This window comes from Paenibacillus tritici (assembly GCF_013204885.1).
In the GTDB taxonomy this organism is placed as follows: domain Bacteria; phylum Bacillota; class Bacilli; order Paenibacillales; family Paenibacillaceae; genus Paenibacillus_AQ; species Paenibacillus_AQ tritici.
Map to the genome: position 1 here is coordinate 307,115 of NZ_JABMKX010000011.1, position 18,211 is coordinate 325,325.

Consider the following 18,211-nt stretch of genomic DNA (forward strand, 5'->3'; position numbering starts at 1 on the left):
TCTCTATTCCTTGTTATTTCAGAATTGCGCCTGCGGTGAAGCTCTTCTCCATCTGGTCACTGAACAGCACATAAGCGAGCAGAATCGGCAGTGTGGAGATGACCATCGCCGCGGCAAGCGGCCCCCAGCTTATGCTGTACTGACCGCTGAAGTTCATCAGCCCGAGCGGCAGGGTCCGCAGCGACTCTTTCTGGATGAAGGTTGCCGCCATCAGCAGCTCATTCCATACCGCCAGGAACACAAAGATCGCTACCGAGGCCAGCGGCGGCTTCAGCAGCGGCAGTACGACTTTGAAGAAGGACTTAATCACACCGCAGCCGTCGATGAACGCGGCCTCCTCCAGCTCCTTGGGCATACTCCGCAGGAACGCTGACAGCATGTAGACGCCGATCGGCAGATTCACAGCAATGTACGGCAGGATAATCGAGAGCCGGGAGCTGAGAATCCCCAGATTCTTCAGGATCATGAAGAGCGGGATCAGCGTTGCATGGATGGGCACCATGACCCCCATCAGCAGGATGAACAGAATCAGACCATTATATTTGAATCTCATCCGTGTCAGCGCGTAAGCCATCATAGAAGCAAACAGCAGCACGCAAAAGAGGGTAATCAGCGTGACAGACACACTGTTAAAAAAGTATTGATTCACCTTGGCGCTAACCCAGGCCTCCGAAAAATTGCTAAACCGCCATTCGGTGGGAAGCGCCCACACTACTCCGCCGATAATCTCCGAATTATCCTTAAAGGCACTTACCACAAGCCAGTAGAGCGGGAACAACTGGAGGACGGCAATGAGGATCATCAGTAGATAGATGCCTGTGTTTTTGGTACTCTTCAGCATGTCCGGTCCTCCTTAATATTCAATTTTTTCACGGGTCAGCACTTTATTCAGCACCCAGGCAATGATGAGGCATTCCAGCACCATGAACACGGCAAGTGCGCTGCCGTAACCGAAATTCTGCTTCAGGAAGGCTTCCTGGAACATTTTCAGGGCAATCATCGTGGTCGAATGCAGGGGTCCGCCGTTCGTCATGACATATACGCTTTCAAAGGTTTTGAGTGCGTAAATTACATTCAGGACGATACAGATCCGCAGCACATCTGACAATAACGGAAGGGTAATATGACGGACTGCCTTCCAGCCGACTGCTCCGTCCAGCTTCGCGGCTTCATAATACTGCTCCGATATGCCCTGTATTCCGGCGAACAGGATCAGCATGTTATAGCCCACATAATGCCATGTCGTGACGATCAGGACAGACAATAACGCGGTTTTGGTATCTCCAAGCCAGGCTTGGGCCCAACTGCCCAGGTGAGCTGCCTCCAGCAGCGTGTTCAGCATCCCGATGTTCGGATCGTAGATTTTGACCCACAGGAGACTGACCATGGTCGTTGACATTACCACTGGGAAGAAGTAAATATTACGGAACCATTTGCGTCCCTTCATCTTGCGGGAGACCAGCAGCGCCAGACCAAACGAGAGCGGAAGCTGGATAAATACGCCCACAAGCAGAAAGGCAACACTATTCCATACTGCCTGCCAGAAGCTTTTATCTGCTGTGAACATCTTGGTATAATTGTCCAGTCCAATGAAGGTCATGGGGTTAATTCCATCCCACTCCTGGAAGCTGTAATATGCCGTCATGAGGATCGGTACGAAATAGAAGACCAGAAATACAGTTAGACCGGGCACCAGAAACAAAGCGATTAATTTCTTATCCGAGAGCGCTCTTTCCATTACTAACCACCTATCAGATTGCAGAAAAGCGATGCCGGTCCAAGAGACTGCATCGCCTTTCCCCTATTATATTTGTGAAGCGGTGTTACTCTGCCGAACGGAGTAAGGTTTCCAATTGGGCGGTGTACTCCTCAGGCGTCAGATTGCCGCCATAGAGCTGCTGTGTCATATCACGGTATTCCTGACCAATGTCCGCAGACAGCAGGCCGAACCACATCGCCTGGGTTTTGGCTGTTTTGCCGATATCGGAAGCATAGGTGGAGAGCTGTTCATTCTGTGATTCCGACTTCACTTCGCTTGCCGCATATCCGGGCAGGCCTTTACGAACGAATTCATCGTTAAGCTTCAACGACAGGTTAATGGCGAATTCTTTGGCTTTGTCCAGGTGCTTGGAGCTGTTGTTCACGAACAAGGAGTAAGGCGCCGCCGAATTCTGGAATCCGATCGTTGCGCTGTAGGCATCCTCTGCACCTGTCTTAGGGAATACGATGTATCCCAGGTTGTCGCCCATCGCCTTCGAGAGCGCAGAGAAATTGAAGCTGCCGTCAATCCAGATCAAGGCTTTGTCATTCTTGAATAACTCTTGGGCATCCAGGTAGGCGGAGCCGAGGAAGCCCTTCTGGAAGGCATTGCTGCTCACCAGGGAGGCTACCTGCTTCGCTGCCTCCACAAACGGGGCATCCGTGAATTTCGCTTGGCCGCTCAGCGCCTTGTCGAAGGCATTGACATCCTGACGCGCTACAAGCAAGTTGTACAGCAGATCCCCTTGCCATCTCTCTTTGCCGCCCAGGGCGATAGGAATAATCCCTTTGTCCTCAGCCTTGCTTACAACGGCCTGAAGATCATCCCAGGTCGCCGGAGGCGTAGCGCCGAGATCGTTCATCAGCTTTTTGTTATAATAAAAGACCAGTGTCGTGCTGATATTGGAAGGAACCGAATAGATATTGCCGTCTTCTTCCTTGACCAGCTGGTTGTCCAGGAATTTCGCTCCAAGTCCGGTGGAGTCCAGGGTATCGTTCAGAGGGGCCACCGTTTTCGACTGCAGCACAGGAGTTCGGTAGGACTTCCCGGCATGCTGCTGGAATACATCGGGAAGCTCATTCGCAGCCAGGGCAACACTGATTTTGGTCTTGTAGGTCTCGTCTTGTATGTACTCATACTTCAGATCCACGCCGACTTCGGCTGCGGTAGCCTCGGCAGCTGCCTGATACATCGGATCGGCATCAAAAATCCATAACGAGACAGATTCCTTGCCCTCCGCTTTGGCATCCGGTTTCGGGGTTTCCCCGTTGTTCACTTCCGCTCCTCCGCAAGCACTAAGCGCTACACCACAGAGCAGCGCGGATGCTGCAACTAACCCAAGCTTTTTCCCAAACATTTGTGCTGGACCACCTTTCGATATTTACGGATTCGAGTTACAGGTACAATCTTAACAAGTGAACCGCCGAGGACGAATGGAGATATATTGGTTCTAACAGTAAAATTTTTAGGTGTGTCAGCTTACTTTACACTCCCTTTACGAAGTGTTCCCATGTTAACCGCAGCTTTACGCAGGATTTATGGTGACTTAACACAATAAAAAAGCCCGGCTACAATAACCGGACCTGCGCGGTTGCTTCATAGAGTTCTCAATAGGGATCTGAATAGGAACCGCTATGTACTTTATTCGGGGTAATTCCGTATCTTTTTTTGAAGCATTTGCTGAAATAGAACGGGTCTTTATATCCCACCTGACGGGCTATCGTCGCTATCTTGGGCGCGGAGGCTTCCCCCTCGGAATTCCCCAGACTGAGCAGCGCCATCGCCTTGCCAAGGCGGACATTCGTCACATATTCCACAAACGACTCGCCGGTCTCCTTCTTGAACGCATGGCTTAAATAGCTCGGGTTCACGAAAAGGGCGCTGGCTGTATTCTGCAGTGACAAGGTATCCTCGGCATAATGCGAAGTCACATGGGCAATGGCCTTGCCGATCAATGCTGTACCGCTGCTCTGCCGCTTCTCCTCACGGCCCCGCCACGCCTCCGGGTCCTGCACATAACCGGCTTGCCGCTTCAACTGGCTGATGTACCGCTCCGCTTCCCATTTCTCCGTCAATTGGGCACGGATCGTGGTCAGGGCCTGTTCCACCGCATCCTCATCGACGGGCTTCAGCAGATAATGGTCCGCTCCGAGTGAGATGGCCTGCTGTGCATAAGAGAAATTATCATAGCTTGTGATAAAAATCAGCTTGACCGACGAGTTCAGCTTACGGACCTCCTGAATAAAATCAAGCCCGTTCATATTCGGCATTTCAATATCCGTAATAATAAGATCAATGCTCTGTTCCCCGATGATCCGCAGCGCGGCCGAGCCGTCCTCCGCTTCTGCGGCTACCTCGAACCCCGCGGAAGCCCAATCCACCAGACGGATCAGAAGCTGCCGGAAATAATATTCGTCATCCACAATCAGGACACGGGCTAACGGCGCTGTATTCATATTCTGGCTGTCCCCTCTTCCTGTTCATTCGTTCTCCAGAGCAGCGGTAAGCGCAGCTTCACTTCCACGCCGCTTCCCGGCTCTGACGCCAGGGCGATCCCGTAAGCTTCGCCGAACCGCAGCTGAATGCGGTCCTGAATATTCCGGAGACCGAAGCTGTATCGCTCACCCTGGTCATGGCCGGACCAGATCAGCCGCTGCTGCTCCTGGCTCATGCCCTTGCCGTTGTCACGGACGGTGAAGCAGAGCACATTCTGCCCGCCTGTCCGTTCGATATGGCAGGTGATTTCACACCAGCCCCCATCCGCCATTCCTCTAATGCCATGATGGATCGCATTCTCAACCAGCGGCTGGAGCAGCATCGTAGGCACCTGGCAGGCTTCCAGGCCCGGCTCGAACGAAATCCGGTAATTCAGCCTGCTGAAGCGGATCTGCTGGATATATAAGTAGCTCTCCAGATGCTTCTGTTCCTGGGCTACGGTGATCAGCTCCTGGCCGTTGCTTAGCGAGATCCGGTAGAACTCGCCCAGCGCCTTCAGGATACGGCTAATTTCCTTCTCGCCCGACATCACTGCCATCGCCCTTATCGTATCCAGTGTGTTGTACAAAAAATGCGGTTTGATCTGCGAATAGAGTAGCCGCAGCTCCAGAATTCGCTTGGTCTTCTCTTCCGCTTCGACTCTGCCCATCAAGCCTTGAATATGCTCTACCATCTCGTTGAAGGTAGCCCCCAACCGGCCCACCTCGTCTTCTGAATCGGCAGCAGCACGCCGGTCAAAGTTCCCGTTCCCCACCTCGACAATCACCTCACTGAGCCGGCTTAAGGGCCGGGTCAGGCGGCGTGTGAATACAACGGAGAGTATCGCTGCCGAGAGCATACTGATCAGCCCGAAGCCGGCTAATAACAGGGCGATTTTCCAATATCCGTAGGTCAGCTCTGAAATCGTAACCAGGTGAATCACCTTCCAGTCATAGGGGGCAAGGCTCTGCAATGAGACTAAATAGCGCTCTCCGGCGACTTGCTGCGTCCGTGTCCCTTGCGAGACCGACTCTGCCCAACGGGCAAGGGAAGCTTCTTCAAGCGGCTGATTCACACTCGAAGCCTCATTCGCAGAGACAATTCTTCCGTTCCGGTTAATGACCAGGGTGGAGTTCTTGCGGGTCTGTTCATTGTGGTACAGCCGGGCGAGCGTCCGTTCGTCAATATTGACATAAATATAACCCAGCGGGGTCCCCTTCTCCATGCTCATGATGACTCTGCCCACACTGATCATATTCTTGTGCTGCATCCCCGACAGGAAAGTCGGCGTAAGAGAATCTGCCCAGACCGCCCCGCCTCTGGCTGCATTCATCGCCTCTCTGGGATAGATGTCCAGACTCTGCCGGGTAACGCCGGTCAGGTTCGAGGAATAATAGAGGTTCCCGCTTAAGGATTCAATAATAACAGAGTCAATATTCGGCTCGGTCTCCAGCATCGCAGCCAGTGTATTATAGATCGACTTCAGCGCAGCGGCATCATTGCTGGACCCGGTGTCTCTGCTGAGCAGCTTCTGGGTGTCCTGATGGATCAGGACGAACTTGGTGAAATTCTGGACAGACTGGAACACCGTCTCCATTGACTGCTTCACGAGCTTCACTTCCTGCTGCGAGCTGGCTGTGGTTCGTTCCAGGGTCTGGTTGAAGACAATCCGCTGAATGCTGATCATAAAAATAACCAGCGCCAGCGATACAATAAGGATGTTGCTGAGCAGAATCTTTCGCCGGAGCGGCTGCTTGCCGCTGAACGAAAAAGGCAGCAGCGCCCGGAGCCTCTTCAAGAGGGATGGATAAGACATGAACCGCTTCATCGTTCCCTCCGTTACATGTGGGTTGTCCTTGTATTATACACAACCTGTCAACGGAATCGGTAAAATTGATGCAGCCGTCCAGGACCTGCCAGAGCCTCCGGCTAGGCTATGTGCGAATCTGTTCGGCCAGCCGCGCCAGCTCGGCTACCGCCGCAGGCGAGGGGTTGTTGAGCTGAGCCGCTACCGAGCTGCGCAGGAAGCTCCGCACTAGCGCTGTGAGCAGCACCTCCGGCAGCTTCAGCAGCGAGGCCAACATGCGCGGGACCGGCGGCCCTGACAATTCGGCCAGGTTCTGCCGCATATGGCGGATCATGCGGCGCACCGCGCCGGGATCATCCGCCAGCGCCTTCGGCCCGCCCGCCGCGAATACCGCCTGCAAGAGCGGCACCTCGATCACAGCGTGCGTCTTGAGCCAGGCATCCGTGTGCGGCTCAGCCTTGGCCCTGAGCCCGGCGCTGCGAAGCACACGTATAATCTGCTCCACCCGCGGGGTGGTGCGGCCATCGGGTTCGCCGATAGGGGTCTGCACGAGACGGGTTATGAAGTTATCTGGACGATAGCGGACCACCTCGCCGTCCAACGTACCGGCCGCCGCCGGGAAGCCGAGCAAGACTCGTTCATGGCCAAGCCTCCTGCTGAGCGGCTCCGGGCCGGCCGCCCAGTTAAGCATGAACAATACATCACCGTGCAGACCAGACAGGGAATCCAGTACGGCGTCCACCTGATGGGTGCGGACCAAGACCAGGAACAGGTCGTAGCCGCCGTCCGGATGCTCGACCACCGGCACCGGCACGCTGCGGATGTCCGGGCTGTTTCCTTCGGCGAGCAGCACACCATGCTGGCGTAAGCTGATCAGACGCTCCCCCCGGGCGAGCAGTGCGACGTTATGCCCCGCCTCATGCAGGCGGGCAGCGAGCAGGCTGCCGAGGGCCCCGGCGCCGTAGACCAGTATTTTCTTAGGGCTCTCCTCATGTGTGTGCTTATGTTTGTGCGTATCTTTGTTCGTGGTATCCATCGTTATCCCCCTCGTATGTTGACTATCAGACAATGTGTTGTATGATGAATCATACGGCGTTACCACTTGTTCAACAACCAACAATTGCGCCTGATCTGTCGGATGATCACTAGCTTGCAAGGAGGCAAGAGATGAACAAACAGCCTGAAGTAACGGAGAAAACAAGACAAACCTTTATCAACGTGTTCTGTGAGCTTTATTCCGCGAAGCCGATAGAGAAAATCACCATACAGGAGATTGCGAACAGATCCGGGTATAACCGGAGTACCTTTTATCAGTATTTTACCGATGTTTACGATTTGCTTCATTTCATTGAGAACGATATTTTCAAGGCTATCCGCGAGAAATTGAGCCGTGCTGAGCATAACTCTCCGCAGCCGCAGGAGCTGCTGCAGTTTTTTGAGGAGAATGAAACGGCCTTGCAGGCGTTATTGGGGGATTACGGCAATATGCGCTTTGCTGAGAGACTCAAAAGCGAGTTTTTCGCGGAGGGACCACAGCCTTGTCTCCCTGATGATCATTCACTGAGCCCCTATCTCATCGAGTTTCAGCTCTCCACCTCATTCTCACTGCTTCGGCTATGGCAGCGCAGGCACAAGGATTTGCCCCCGGAGGAGTTATTACAGCTGATTGATATGCTATGTAATTCCGGAATCTCCTCTGTGGCACAAGAGCCTTATACCACAAACAAAGCAGCGAATCTCCCATGATGGGAGGATCGCTGCTTTTTGGAGGGGGCGGGAAGGTGTGGGAGGAATGACGAGGGAACGATGTGGCAGGAACGAATAGCGCGGGAACGATGGCAAGGGAACGATGTGACAGGAACGAATGGCGCGGGAACGATGGTGTAGGATCGAATGGTGCGGGAATGATGGAGTAGACTCCTATGGTGCGGGAATGACGGGGCTGGACGCCGATGGTGTAGAATTAGTCCGGGTAGGCAAATAGATGGATTTCCTCCACTTGCTGATGGACAAATGGGTCCTGCTGCGACAGTAGTTGGATAAACGACACTTAATTGATCGCAATTCATGTAAACTCTCAAAGTTGATAACAATAGATGCTGTTTATCCACTTGCTTGCGAGTAATCTCCAGAAATGGATAAATTAAGATACATTTGTCCACTTGCTTGCTGCTACAGCTCCAACTCGAGCTACTCCAGCTACTCCAGTTACTCCAGTTACTCAAACTACTCTAACTACTCCAACTACTCCAGCTACTCCAACTACTCTAACTACTCTAACTACTCTAACTACTCTAACTACTCTAGCTACTCCAGTTACTCCTCCTGCTCCAACTTGAGCTACTCCTCCAGCTCCAACTCGAGCTACTCCTCCTGCTCCCCTACTCCTGCTCCTATACTACTACTCCCTACTACTACTGATACTGATACTACTACTCCCGCTACTCTTCCTGGGAGCCAACCTGGCTTCTTGCCCGCCTGTTAGCAGGTCAATCCGGCAGCAGTTCCTGTAAAGCTTGCAGCAGCCGGGCTTCGGAGGAATCGGTCATGGCTTTGGCTGGCAGCACCAGGGTGTAGACATATTCCCGGCGCAGAATGGACAGGGCCTTGAATTGCGGGAAATTCTTGAACAGGCTGATAACTCCCTGCCCGTCGCGGGTACACTGCCTGATTTCAAACAGCTCCGTGGGGACCGTGAAGCCGGTCTGAATCACTTTGGACATCGCTTCCTTGGCCGTCCAGAGCAGGGTCAGAAAGACCGGCGGCGCAAGCTCAGGACCAAGCTCCCCGTTCAGCGCCTCCTCCCTCTTACTGGTAATTCTTCTGATCCCCTCCACCGCCTTCTCATCTACCAGCTCCATATCAACGCCTGCGAGAAGACGGGGATCATAATCTACCGCCGCTCCCAGCGTATCGCAGTGGGTAATGGTAATCCGCCGGGTGCTACCAGCCACCATCGGCTGGAACAGAATTCCGTGCTGTATCTCAATCCCCGCTAGGTCATCCTGATCCCCGGCCACGGCCATTTTGGCAGCCAGCTTGCCAAGCAAATAGCTGTTGCGTCGCTTGGGATAGCGGAAGCCGAAATACTGCTCCTTCTCCGCCGCGCTCAGGTAATCCAGCGGACCGTCCTCCGGCGGCAAAGAGACCACGCTCAGCCCCAGCCCGTAGCTCCCCTCCGGCCCTTCCAGCTCCAGACGTACTCTTCTCACCGTGTCTGTGAGGAAATGTCCGTATTGTCTTGCAAAGGTTGTATATTGCATCTGCTACGCCCCTATTCTTACTTATGGTATCGGCTTATTTAATCTCCGCCACGATCTCATTCAGCTTCTTCAGTTCGCTGCCCATCGGTGTAATCACCGACCGGACCTGCTGAGCCAGCGGTTTACCCAGAATATATTTGCTGAAGTTCTCCAGCGTACCCGATGGACTCAGATCGAGCAGCAACCGCTGCCCGCCGGAAGTCAGGCTCACCAATGCCCCGCGGAAATTCATCGGCTGCCTCACTACATTCCACAGGAAGGATTCATCCGCGGTCTGCACACTTCCCCCGGCCATAGCCGATACCAGAGTCACTCCCGGGGCTGGAGTCTTGAATTCGATCTTCTGCATATATGTACGGTAAGGCTTCTCCAGTTCAGCGATGAACGCGGAATGGAAGGCGTAATTCACGGGAAGCTTCAGGCTGGCCACGCCCTGCTCTCTGATGAACTGCTGGATCTCGCTGATATGTCCGCTTCTACAGGCAATGGTGAAGTGCCTCTCGAAATTCACTGCAATCAGCTCTGAGCGGGTATTCAGCTCCGCATTCCTGTGATAGAACTGTTCATTGTCCAGTACGGCAATCATTGCACCGGTCCTGCAGGTTTTATGGAGCAGCTCGACTTGCTTCACGATAAGCTCCAGCGCTTGTTCAGGCGTCAGCACCTTAGCCACCGCCAGCGCCACATACTCGCCCAGACTGACCCCCAGCGTATAGCGGGGAGTGATTCCCTCAGCTTCCAGCGTCTCCGCCAGCGCATATTGAAGCATGAAGATTGCAGGATGAGAATAGACAATATTTTCAAAACTGGCTCCTTTGGGCTTCGCGCTCAGATACAGCTCCTCGATCACGCTTGTGCCGGTCAGATCATGAACAATCCGGTCCAGGCGCTCCATAGATTGCCGGAATACCGGATGCTTATCAAACAGCTCAAGCCCCATCTTGTAGTATTGCGAGCCTTGCCCTGAGAACATAAATACGATGTCGCTATGCATTTCCGTACCTCCCGAATGTGGAGCGGCTTACTTGAAATCAAACACTCTGCCATTATTCTTCCGGTTCCTGTAGTTGACGAAATGATTGAGATCGTCGATCTGAAAATACAGATTCTTCTCATAGAGATAGCTCATCGTCTTGCCCGGCGGATCGCCGAAGGAATGACCCGGGAATACCCGCGCGCTGGGCGGGATCAGCCGGATCAGCCGGTGAATGCTGTAGAACATATCCTCCGCTGAACCTCCAGCGCTGTCGCACAAGCCGCAGCCTTCAATAAATATCGTATCCCCGGAGAACAGATGGTCTTCGCCCCAGTAACAGACGCTTCCCTGGGTATGGCCGGGAGTCACAAGGCAGGTGATCTCGGAATCACCGATTTGAATGCGGTCCATATCCTCGACGGTTCTGAGCCGCTTGCATTGGTATTTGTAGTAATCCGCCTCTGTTCTGGAGAGATAGACGGCCGGATGATAGAGCATTTCAAGCTTCTTCACCATATTGGTATGATCAAAATGAGAATGGGTCAGCAGCACAGCCTCCAAGGTAGCCCCGTGCGACTCCAGAATACGAATCATCTGCGATACATCCCAGGACGGATCAACCACAAAGGCTTTGCGGGAAGTCTTGTCAATGCCGAGATAAGCATAATTCAAAAAGTTCATGCACTGCGTCTTGAGGGTAAACAGATCGTACGTTTCTTCCATACCCGCCTCCATGAAAATTTGATGTGCCCTATTTCCATAATTTATACTATGAATCTCCTAAATTATCATCTACCTGTTCTTGAACTGTCAATGAATGTTTACACTGTAAAAAGCCTGCAACTGTACATTGCAGACTTTTCCAAGTTAAATCCGTATAGGTCATGTCCTTTCCCGATGGGGTTTAAGCTGGATAACCGCCTCCGGGCGGTGGCCACGCTCCCTGTAGACGGCGGAGCAGCACAATCTCTCCCAGATGGTAGGAGTTATGTGAGGCAATATTGCGTAAGAGCCCGCCCTTCGTCTCACCGGGAAAATGTGCAAGCGTTTCGTCAAGCCGGGCAGTCTGAGCAATAGCAACGGCTTTCTCGACGCCTTGCAGCAGATGCTCAATAGCCTCCTGAAGCTGCGACTCGTCTGCCGGAGCACTCTCCGCAGGCCAGCTTTCCTGAACGCTTGCGGGACTGTGCGGCTTGTTGCCCTCCAGATGGGCCAGCATGAAATCCTGCCAGTAGCCCATATGCTTCACCAGCTGGTAGATCGTATAGGGGATTCCTTCTACAGTGTGTCCGGCAAGCTCCAGGGTAAGATCCGGCAAGGCTCTGGCCATCGGAATATGCCCGCGTTCCCCCACCAGAGATTTCACCAGCGCTTGAGCAAAAGCATGATTCGATTCTGACATTTGTAAGCTCCTTTTTGGTTATGTATTATCGAAAATATTTAATTGTGCAAAATATAATTTACAGAAACTAAATATATCTGTATTTAGTAATTTTGTCAAACTTCATGACAAAAAGACTGCCACATTCATGGCAGCCTTCCCTGTTTGTTAACCGTTACAACGTACGAAGAATGCTTAACAGCTCCTCAGACATGGTGCTTACCTCTTCCACAGAAGCATTAACCTCTTCCGTCAAAGCGGCCTGGGCCTCGGTCAAGCTGGACATGCTGTTAATTTTGGTAAGGATATGGTCAATCCGCTCATTCATTTCCTGCATTGTTTTTTCAATACTGTTCGATGCCGTCTTACTATGGTCCGCGAGCTTTCTGACCTCAGTCGCCACAATAGAGAACCCTCTGCCATATTCCCCGGCATGTGCTGCTTCAATGGATGCATTAAGACCCAGCAAGCTGGTCTGATTGGAAACCTCGCTGATAAATTGGGTGATTTCTTTGGTCTCATTCGCTTTTACCTTCACTTCTGTTGCAGCCTTGTGGGATTGCTCTTGGACTTCTAACATATCTTGAGCCTGCTCGGTTACCGATACGATCCCCTGGACGATCTCGCTGATAGCAGACAATAAGCCCTCCATCTGCAGATTCACCCGTCTGATGATTTCCTCTTTGTTGATTTCATGCGTAACATCTCAGATCGTTCCTGCTACCCTCAGGGGGACGCCCTGCTCATCACGAATCGTTTCGCCGCCTGCGTGGTACCAGCGATACTCGCCATTCTTGGAGCGTAACCGGTAGGTCACTTTATAGTCCGTCTGTCCTGTGTAATCATTCAGGTGATTGGCGAAGGCATCCAGCGTGGGCTGAAGATCTTCGGGGTGTAACTGGTTGCTCCAGCTGCTTAGCAGGTTAGGGAAATCATGCTCGTCTTCAAAACCAATCGTTCTTCTGAATTGCTCCGACCACCAGAACTCATTATTCGGATTGACCGGATCTCCAGCCAGCACGGTCATGTCCCAAGGGGCTTCAATCAGCGCACGATTAACCAGATCATAGCGGACGACTAGGGCATTCAGCTCATCCTGCTTTATTTTGGCGTCGTGAATATCTAACAAGGCTCCTGCTACCATAATGGGTGATCCGTCAGCAGCACGTACGGTTGTCCCTGTGGCCTGGAACCATTTATACTGACCCGCTTTTGTTAGCAGGCGATATTCGATATCGTATTTAATCGTGCCGGTTCTATCCAGCATATGATCGGCAAATAATTGCAGTACGCCGCCCTTATCTTCAGGATGAAGACAATTGGACCAGCTCTCCAGCACATCCGGGAAATCATGCTCATCGGTATAGCCGATCATCCGGCGCAGCTCATTGGACCATCTGAACTCATTGTGCGGATTCACCGGGTCCCCTTCATACACATCCATCTCCCACAACGCTACCTCGATAGCCTCTGTAATCATGTTTAATCTAACCCTGTAGTGATCCTCACGCTTATGTATCACGGACGTTAGTCGCGTTAACAAAGATTGCAGTTCATCAGGGGCCGCATCGGAAGAGGTATCGGATTGCCCTTCTTCCTTACGTTCAGCCCGCTCCACATACTGCCTTAATGAATTAATAAGCTGACCCTCTGATTGGGGTGTAGCTGCTTGGACTGTAGTTGCCTTTGCTGAACTTCCTTTGAATTTGTTTAGAATCGGCATGTAGGTTCGTTTCTCCTCATCTCAAGATGTAATCTTCTAATGCATACAGGCAGAAACGCTACGCCGTCCTTATAAGGATGGTACCCGTTTCGTAGGTTATTCCACTTCATCTGAAATGGCTAAATAGAGTATATAATACGCATGAGATTTAATATATAAATTTATATTTAAAAATTAACATAAATGCGGTGACTGGAGTGGGTTGGTGGGCAGGGTGGGGTACGGTATGTGGAGGGTTCGAGGCGCAACGGTGAAAAAGCAGCGGCAGAACAAGATTTGACCTAAAGTCTTGTTCTGCCGCTAAGTATAAACCCGATCTCTTTTGATGCTATTTCAATTTAACGCTTTTTAACATTTCATTGAATTCGGCGTTAGCTTGCCTGTGGACCTGCGATGGAGAAGTTAATACAAGGGTATAGATTTCATTATTTTTCTCGAATAGAATCATTCGAAATTTGATCTGTTCATTTTTATTGCTTACGCTGTAGGCCAACTGCTTCGCATCAATATTCCCTACCTTCACGGACTGCTCAGTGATCTTGGCCACATTCTTCTCCGTTATATCTTTTTTGACGAAGCTGACATATTGTTGGAAGTTCATATCTAAATCGCTCTTACTGTAATGACGAATTAGCAGCGTGCTCATCTCGGATGAGATTAAGATAAGCTGATGATCTCCTGCATTCTCAATAGAAGATGTTACGTCTCTCCAATCACTGTAGCCTGTGACTTGGACTTTTTTATCTTTGGTTGCAAATAGCTGCTTCGTAGATATTGTGGCGGTTTGAATCTCCGCCAGCCAGTTCACCTTCGCATCCACTGCTTCACCTATAAAACGTAATGGAACGTAGGTGCTGCCCTTGATGTTAGAAGCGGCTACGGTCAGTTTTTGCTGATTGCCGTTAATCTCAGCAGTAGTTGATCCTATTTTAAGCTTGATAAGCGTACCTGTTTTGCTTCCCTTGATCGTTTGCGTTTTTGGATCCCAGTCAACCTTGAGTCCCAGCGCTTCGAAAATAGTGCGGAACGGAACCATTACAGATCCATTTTGCCGAATGGGCGGAACTTGGAATTTGATGCTCTCGCCATTCAGCTGCACCATGATTTCGTCAGGATCTGAAGGTGGTGTAGGTTCTTTACTATCTTCATCAAGCACTTTGACGCCTTTGGCAGCAAGTTCGGTCAGGATTTTCTTAGCACTCGCATTCAGAGGATTATTGCTGAGTGAAACCTCCTTAAGCTTCGGAAGGCTTGTTAAGACGCTAATATCTTGGACCCGATTATTATCAAAGTATAGATGTTCTAGTTCCGGGTGATCTCTTAACGGTTCAAGAGACTGGATTTGATTATCGCTTATGATTAACCAGTTCAGTTTGTCTAAGGATTGAATTGGAGATATATCCTTAAGCTGATTATTACCGATTAACAAGTCTGTTAAATGGGTTAATCCCGCCAGTGCATCGAGCTTCTCTATGTTGTTCGAATCAAGATTCAGCTGCTCCAGTTGGGACAACGCTTGCAATGGCTCCAGTTCACTGAGCTGATTGTCATTTAGAGCCAGGAAGGTGACTTTGTACAGATTTTTAAGTGGCTCAATATTAGTAATTCCAAGCCCCGGGAGCATTAAGCTTTCTAAATTAACAGCATACTCTAGTCCGCTTAAACTGATGATTTTCTGTGCAGAATCACTTGGATATAGTGATGTTAGGGTCTGCAGATCTTCTTTGGTAAGGGGAGCGGCCGGCTTCTTCAGCTCGACACGAATCGCCTGTTCCAGATTCTTGTCTGAGATGAGAGCGGCTTCTGCAAATACGGATGGAATAGAAACGAAGCATAGCAAGAAAGCAAGTACAGTGGTTGATAGAATTTTGATCGGCTTACACAAAATAGATTCACTCCTTGAATTGTCGTAATGACTAGATTCGACATTTGTATACCATTACCTTATCGAAAAAGTGATAACCGTACCAGACTATTCTTTGGTCAAAAGGAAGCAGTTGGATTTTCTACACTTGCTGATGGACGAAAAATCCATAGTACGATAGCAGTTGGAAAAATGACACTTAATTTGCGTATTTTCTCTAAAAGTAGCGAAACTAATCAAATTAGATGTATTATATCCACCTGCTTCCTCCTTTTCCTATTAGATCAACAAAACAAGATACGTTTATCCACTTGCTTACCTCCAGAACCCTTCAACCAAGAAAACAATAGCAAATAAGGCGCCCCGCTGACGGGCACCTTACCTTGGATTTGAGATTATAGCCGGTTGAGCCGGGTTGGCTTGCCGGGGATGATCCGATCAAGCCTCCAGCTCCTCCTCGGTCCAGTGCAGCTGGACCCCGAGCGCCATCAGCTGCTCCTGATAAGCCTGAAGATGCGCCGCCGACTCTCTTACCGCTGCCGGTTCCACTTGCTGCCTGATGGCATAAGCCGCTAGAGTACCGGCTGCTTCGCCGATATTCCATTCCGTGGGATGCAGCCGATAGCAGCCGTTGGCGATTTGGGTCATGGAGATATTTTTGCAGGCCGGGAGCAGGTTCTTGACCCGCACCGGGATCAAGGCGCCGAGCGGGATCTCATAAGGATGATTCGGGATATAGAAGGTTCGCTGGCTCACCGTTGTAGGGTGAAGATCCAGATGATAGCTGCCTACCCCCACGCTGTCCTCATAACGGCGCGGTCCCGCCGCCCCGCGCAGCTCCTTGCTCACATCCTGCTCGGCAACGGTATACAGTCCCCTGATGCGCCGCGATTCCCGGATATACGGGGCTTTGGCAAGTCCGTCCTCTGTACCGAGCACATCTCCGCGCAGCCGCACCCCCGGATAACCCTGCCCGCCGTCCAGGCGGGGAGCCTCTGTCTGAAGCCAATACACGAGCGAGAGGGTCAGCTGTCTGGCCCCCTCCAAGTGCCGTTCCCGTTCCTCCGATGGCACGCCGATGAGCGGACCGGCATAATAATCGTTCAGCGCCCAGTTCAGCAGCGTGACCTCTCCGTCATTCAGCGGCTCGGTCCAGATGGCCGGGTCTACGATCCTCCGGTAATCCCACAGGGAGACAATGCCCTGCTCATTGGGGAACATTGTGAACTGCTTCAGCTTGGTTGTATCGTCAGCATCGGAAGCGAACCAGCTTAAGATGGGATACTTCGAGAATGAAGGAACATACCCGCGCCAGTAATCATAATCCCTTGGGCGCGGGATTGTATAATCTCCGCCCGGGATGTAGTCTACTGCCGCCACATGGGTAATCGACTGCATATCGAGCGGGTCTGCTTCCTCCAGTGCATGCGGCTCTCCCGTCTCGCTGCGGGACTCGGCGCCGCTGACATGCTCTACCCCAGCCAGCGGCAGCAGATCGCCGCATTCCGTAGCATCCAGATAATAGGTGCCGCGCAGCTTGATCCGCGCTCCGCCCGGACCCTGGACGGTGACCCCGGTCACCAGGTCCCCTTCGGTATCGGCAGCGACGGGCACCATATGGTAGAGCACCTCGATCCGCCCGGTGTTCACATACGGAGCCAGCATCTCCTGCAAGACGGCAAGCGCCACCTTCGGCTCATGCGCGAGCCGGCTGACCCAGCCATTGCCGGGATTCAGGATAGGATTGCTCTTGGCGGCTTCCGTAAGCGGATAATTCCGTCTGTAATAGTCCCTGACCCTGCTGCGAAATTCACGGTAAGATGCAGTGCTGCCCGATTGCTCAATCCAGCGGTGCTCATCCGGCGGAACTGCCTGCGAGGTCAATTGCCCTCCCAGCCAATCCGTCTCTTCTGTCAAAATAACCCGCTGCCCGGCCTTAGCTGCGGCCAGTGCTGCCGCCACCCCGCCAAGGCCGCCGCCGATAATTACTACATCCGAACGTTTCTCCTGTTCGCTAGCCATACTCTATCTCCTCCTTGTCGCTGACGTAAGATGATCCGCTGCTGTCCCGGCCTAGCCGTTCCAGTACCAGCCGGGCCGCGCCGAAGCAGCCTGCCCGGTTACCCAGTTCAGCTGCCGCAACCCTTCCGGCTAACCCGCTGCCCAGCTTCCCGGCCAGCATCGGCCACCATACGGCGCGGGTCTGAATGACGCCGCCGCCGATAATGATCCATTCGGGATCGACCGAGGCAGCGATATTACCAATCACCAGCGCCAGATCGGCTGTAAAGCGCTCCAGAACAGCCAGCGCCGCTGTATCGCCTATACCCGCAGCAGCCATAATCTCCCGGCCATGTGTATAGGTGATGCCTGTCTGCTCCAGTGCCAGCCGCAGCAGCGCATTGCCGGACACATATTGCTCCGCGCAGCCCTGCTTCCCGCAATTGCAGGGGCGGCCGCCGGGCACAAGCACGCTGTGCCCCCAGTCGCCGCCGCTCCAGCTCGCCCCGCGCAGCAGCCGTCCATCCGCCAGGTTGGCCCCGCCGACCCCGGTCCCCAGGGTCAGCATGACCAGACTTGGCTTGCCGCGTCCGGCCCCCAGCCACACCTCGCCAAGCAGTGCGGCGTTGGCATCGTTATCGGCCGCCGCAGGCAGTCCGAACTCGGCCATAGCCCACTGCGTGAGCTGCATCCCCTGCCAGCCGGGCAGGTTATCGGTGGCGTAGACCACCTCGCCGGAATTCATATTGATCCTGCCCGCTGAGGCAATGCCCAGCGCTTCCACTGCCGGATGGCCTGTTAACAATTCCTCCACCAGTCCTTGAAGCTGGCCGAGAATGGCCTCCCGGCCCAGCCGGGCCTCCGTATCGCGAACGGCCTCGGCCAGTACCGTGCCGCTTTCATCGACTACAAGCCCCTTGATGCCTGTTCCCCCGATGTCCACGCCTATCACTTGCCGCATT

At 52.5% G+C, this 18,211-nt stretch carries 14 protein-coding genes and 1 pseudogene; 1 reads left to right on the forward strand and 14 read right to left on the reverse strand.

Features of this window, described 5'->3' with window-relative positions; genetic code table 11:
* Positions 1–13: 13 nt before the first annotated feature.
* The 6 genes from HQN87_RS21250 to HQN87_RS21275 all read right to left on the reverse strand — a co-directional run bounded on the left by HQN87_RS21250 (position 14) and on the right by HQN87_RS21275 (position 7,077).
* Positions 14–841 carry a carbohydrate ABC transporter permease gene (locus HQN87_RS21250; RefSeq protein ID WP_173137389.1) on the reverse strand — a complete coding sequence of 276 codons (828 nt, stop codon included), beginning with the start codon at positions 839–841 and terminating at the stop codon, positions 14–16.
* 12 nt (positions 842–853) lie between these two features.
* A complete protein-coding gene (locus HQN87_RS21255) occupies positions 854–1,738 on the reverse strand; it encodes a carbohydrate ABC transporter permease (RefSeq protein ID WP_173137390.1) in 885 nt (294 codons plus the stop codon).
* An 85-nt stretch (positions 1,739–1,823) separates the two neighbouring features.
* Complete coding sequence (locus HQN87_RS21260; protein WP_173137391.1) at positions 1,824–3,116, reverse strand: ABC transporter substrate-binding protein; 1,293 nt, start codon at positions 3,114–3,116, stop codon at positions 1,824–1,826.
* 250 nt (positions 3,117–3,366) lie between these two features.
* Positions 3,367–4,215, reverse strand: coding sequence for a response regulator transcription factor (locus HQN87_RS21265; protein ID WP_173137392.1), 849 nt, complete (start codon positions 4,213–4,215; stop codon positions 3,367–3,369).
* Positions 4,212–6,032, reverse strand: a complete 1,821-nt coding sequence (locus HQN87_RS21270; protein WP_173137394.1) for a sensor histidine kinase — start codon at positions 6,030–6,032, stop codon at positions 4,212–4,214. The genes HQN87_RS21265 and HQN87_RS21270 overlap by 4 nt, the downstream gene beginning before the upstream one ends.
* Before the next feature lie 136 nt (positions 6,033–6,168).
* Positions 6,169–7,077 (reverse strand): ketopantoate reductase family protein, encoded by a 909-nt coding sequence (locus tag HQN87_RS21275; protein ID WP_173137396.1) that lies wholly within the window; start codon positions 7,075–7,077, stop codon positions 6,169–6,171.
* Positions 7,078–7,208: 131 nt separating this feature from the next.
* Between HQN87_RS21275 and HQN87_RS21280 the strand changes: the two genes are divergently transcribed.
* A complete protein-coding gene (locus tag HQN87_RS21280) occupies positions 7,209–7,787 on the forward strand; it encodes a TetR/AcrR family transcriptional regulator (RefSeq protein ID WP_173137398.1) in 579 nt (192 codons plus the stop codon).
* A gap of 743 nt (positions 7,788–8,530) precedes the next feature.
* On the opposite strand, the gene HQN87_RS21285 is transcribed toward HQN87_RS21280, so the two are convergent.
* From HQN87_RS21285 to HQN87_RS21320, 8 genes and pseudogenes are all read right to left on the reverse strand, one after another.
* A complete protein-coding gene (locus HQN87_RS21285; RefSeq protein ID WP_173137400.1) occupies positions 8,531–9,304 on the reverse strand; it encodes a 4'-phosphopantetheinyl transferase family protein in 774 nt (257 codons plus the stop codon).
* A gap of 34 nt (positions 9,305–9,338) precedes the next feature.
* Positions 9,339–10,298: an acyltransferase domain-containing protein gene (locus HQN87_RS21290; RefSeq protein WP_173137402.1), complete on the reverse strand. Its 960-nt coding sequence runs from the start codon at positions 10,296–10,298 to the stop codon at positions 9,339–9,341.
* A 27-nt stretch (positions 10,299–10,325) separates the two neighbouring features.
* Entirely contained in the window at positions 10,326–11,003 is a 678-nt protein-coding gene (locus tag HQN87_RS21295; RefSeq protein WP_173137404.1) for an MBL fold metallo-hydrolase, read from the reverse strand.
* A gap of 181 nt (positions 11,004–11,184) precedes the next feature.
* Positions 11,185–11,682: a DinB family protein gene (locus HQN87_RS21300; RefSeq protein ID WP_173137406.1), complete on the reverse strand. Its 498-nt coding sequence runs from the start codon at positions 11,680–11,682 to the stop codon at positions 11,185–11,187.
* Between the two features lie 154 nt (positions 11,683–11,836).
* Positions 11,837–13,384 (reverse strand): annotated as a pseudogene (locus HQN87_RS33225) (methyl-accepting chemotaxis protein).
* A 328-nt stretch (positions 13,385–13,712) separates the two neighbouring features.
* Positions 13,713–15,269 carry a stalk domain-containing protein gene (locus tag HQN87_RS21310; protein WP_173137409.1) on the reverse strand — a complete coding sequence of 519 codons (1,557 nt, stop codon included), beginning with the start codon at positions 15,267–15,269 and terminating at the stop codon, positions 13,713–13,715.
* A 417-nt stretch (positions 15,270–15,686) separates the two neighbouring features.
* On the reverse strand, positions 15,687–17,270 hold the full coding sequence (locus HQN87_RS21315; protein WP_173137412.1) for an FAD-dependent oxidoreductase: 1,584 nt from the start codon (positions 17,268–17,270) through the stop codon (positions 15,687–15,689).
* Complete coding sequence (locus HQN87_RS21320; RefSeq protein WP_173137414.1) at positions 17,263–18,210, reverse strand: ROK family protein; 948 nt, start codon at positions 18,208–18,210, stop codon at positions 17,263–17,265. The genes HQN87_RS21315 and HQN87_RS21320 overlap by 8 nt, the downstream gene beginning before the upstream one ends.
* Position 18,211 lies beyond the last annotated feature (1 nt).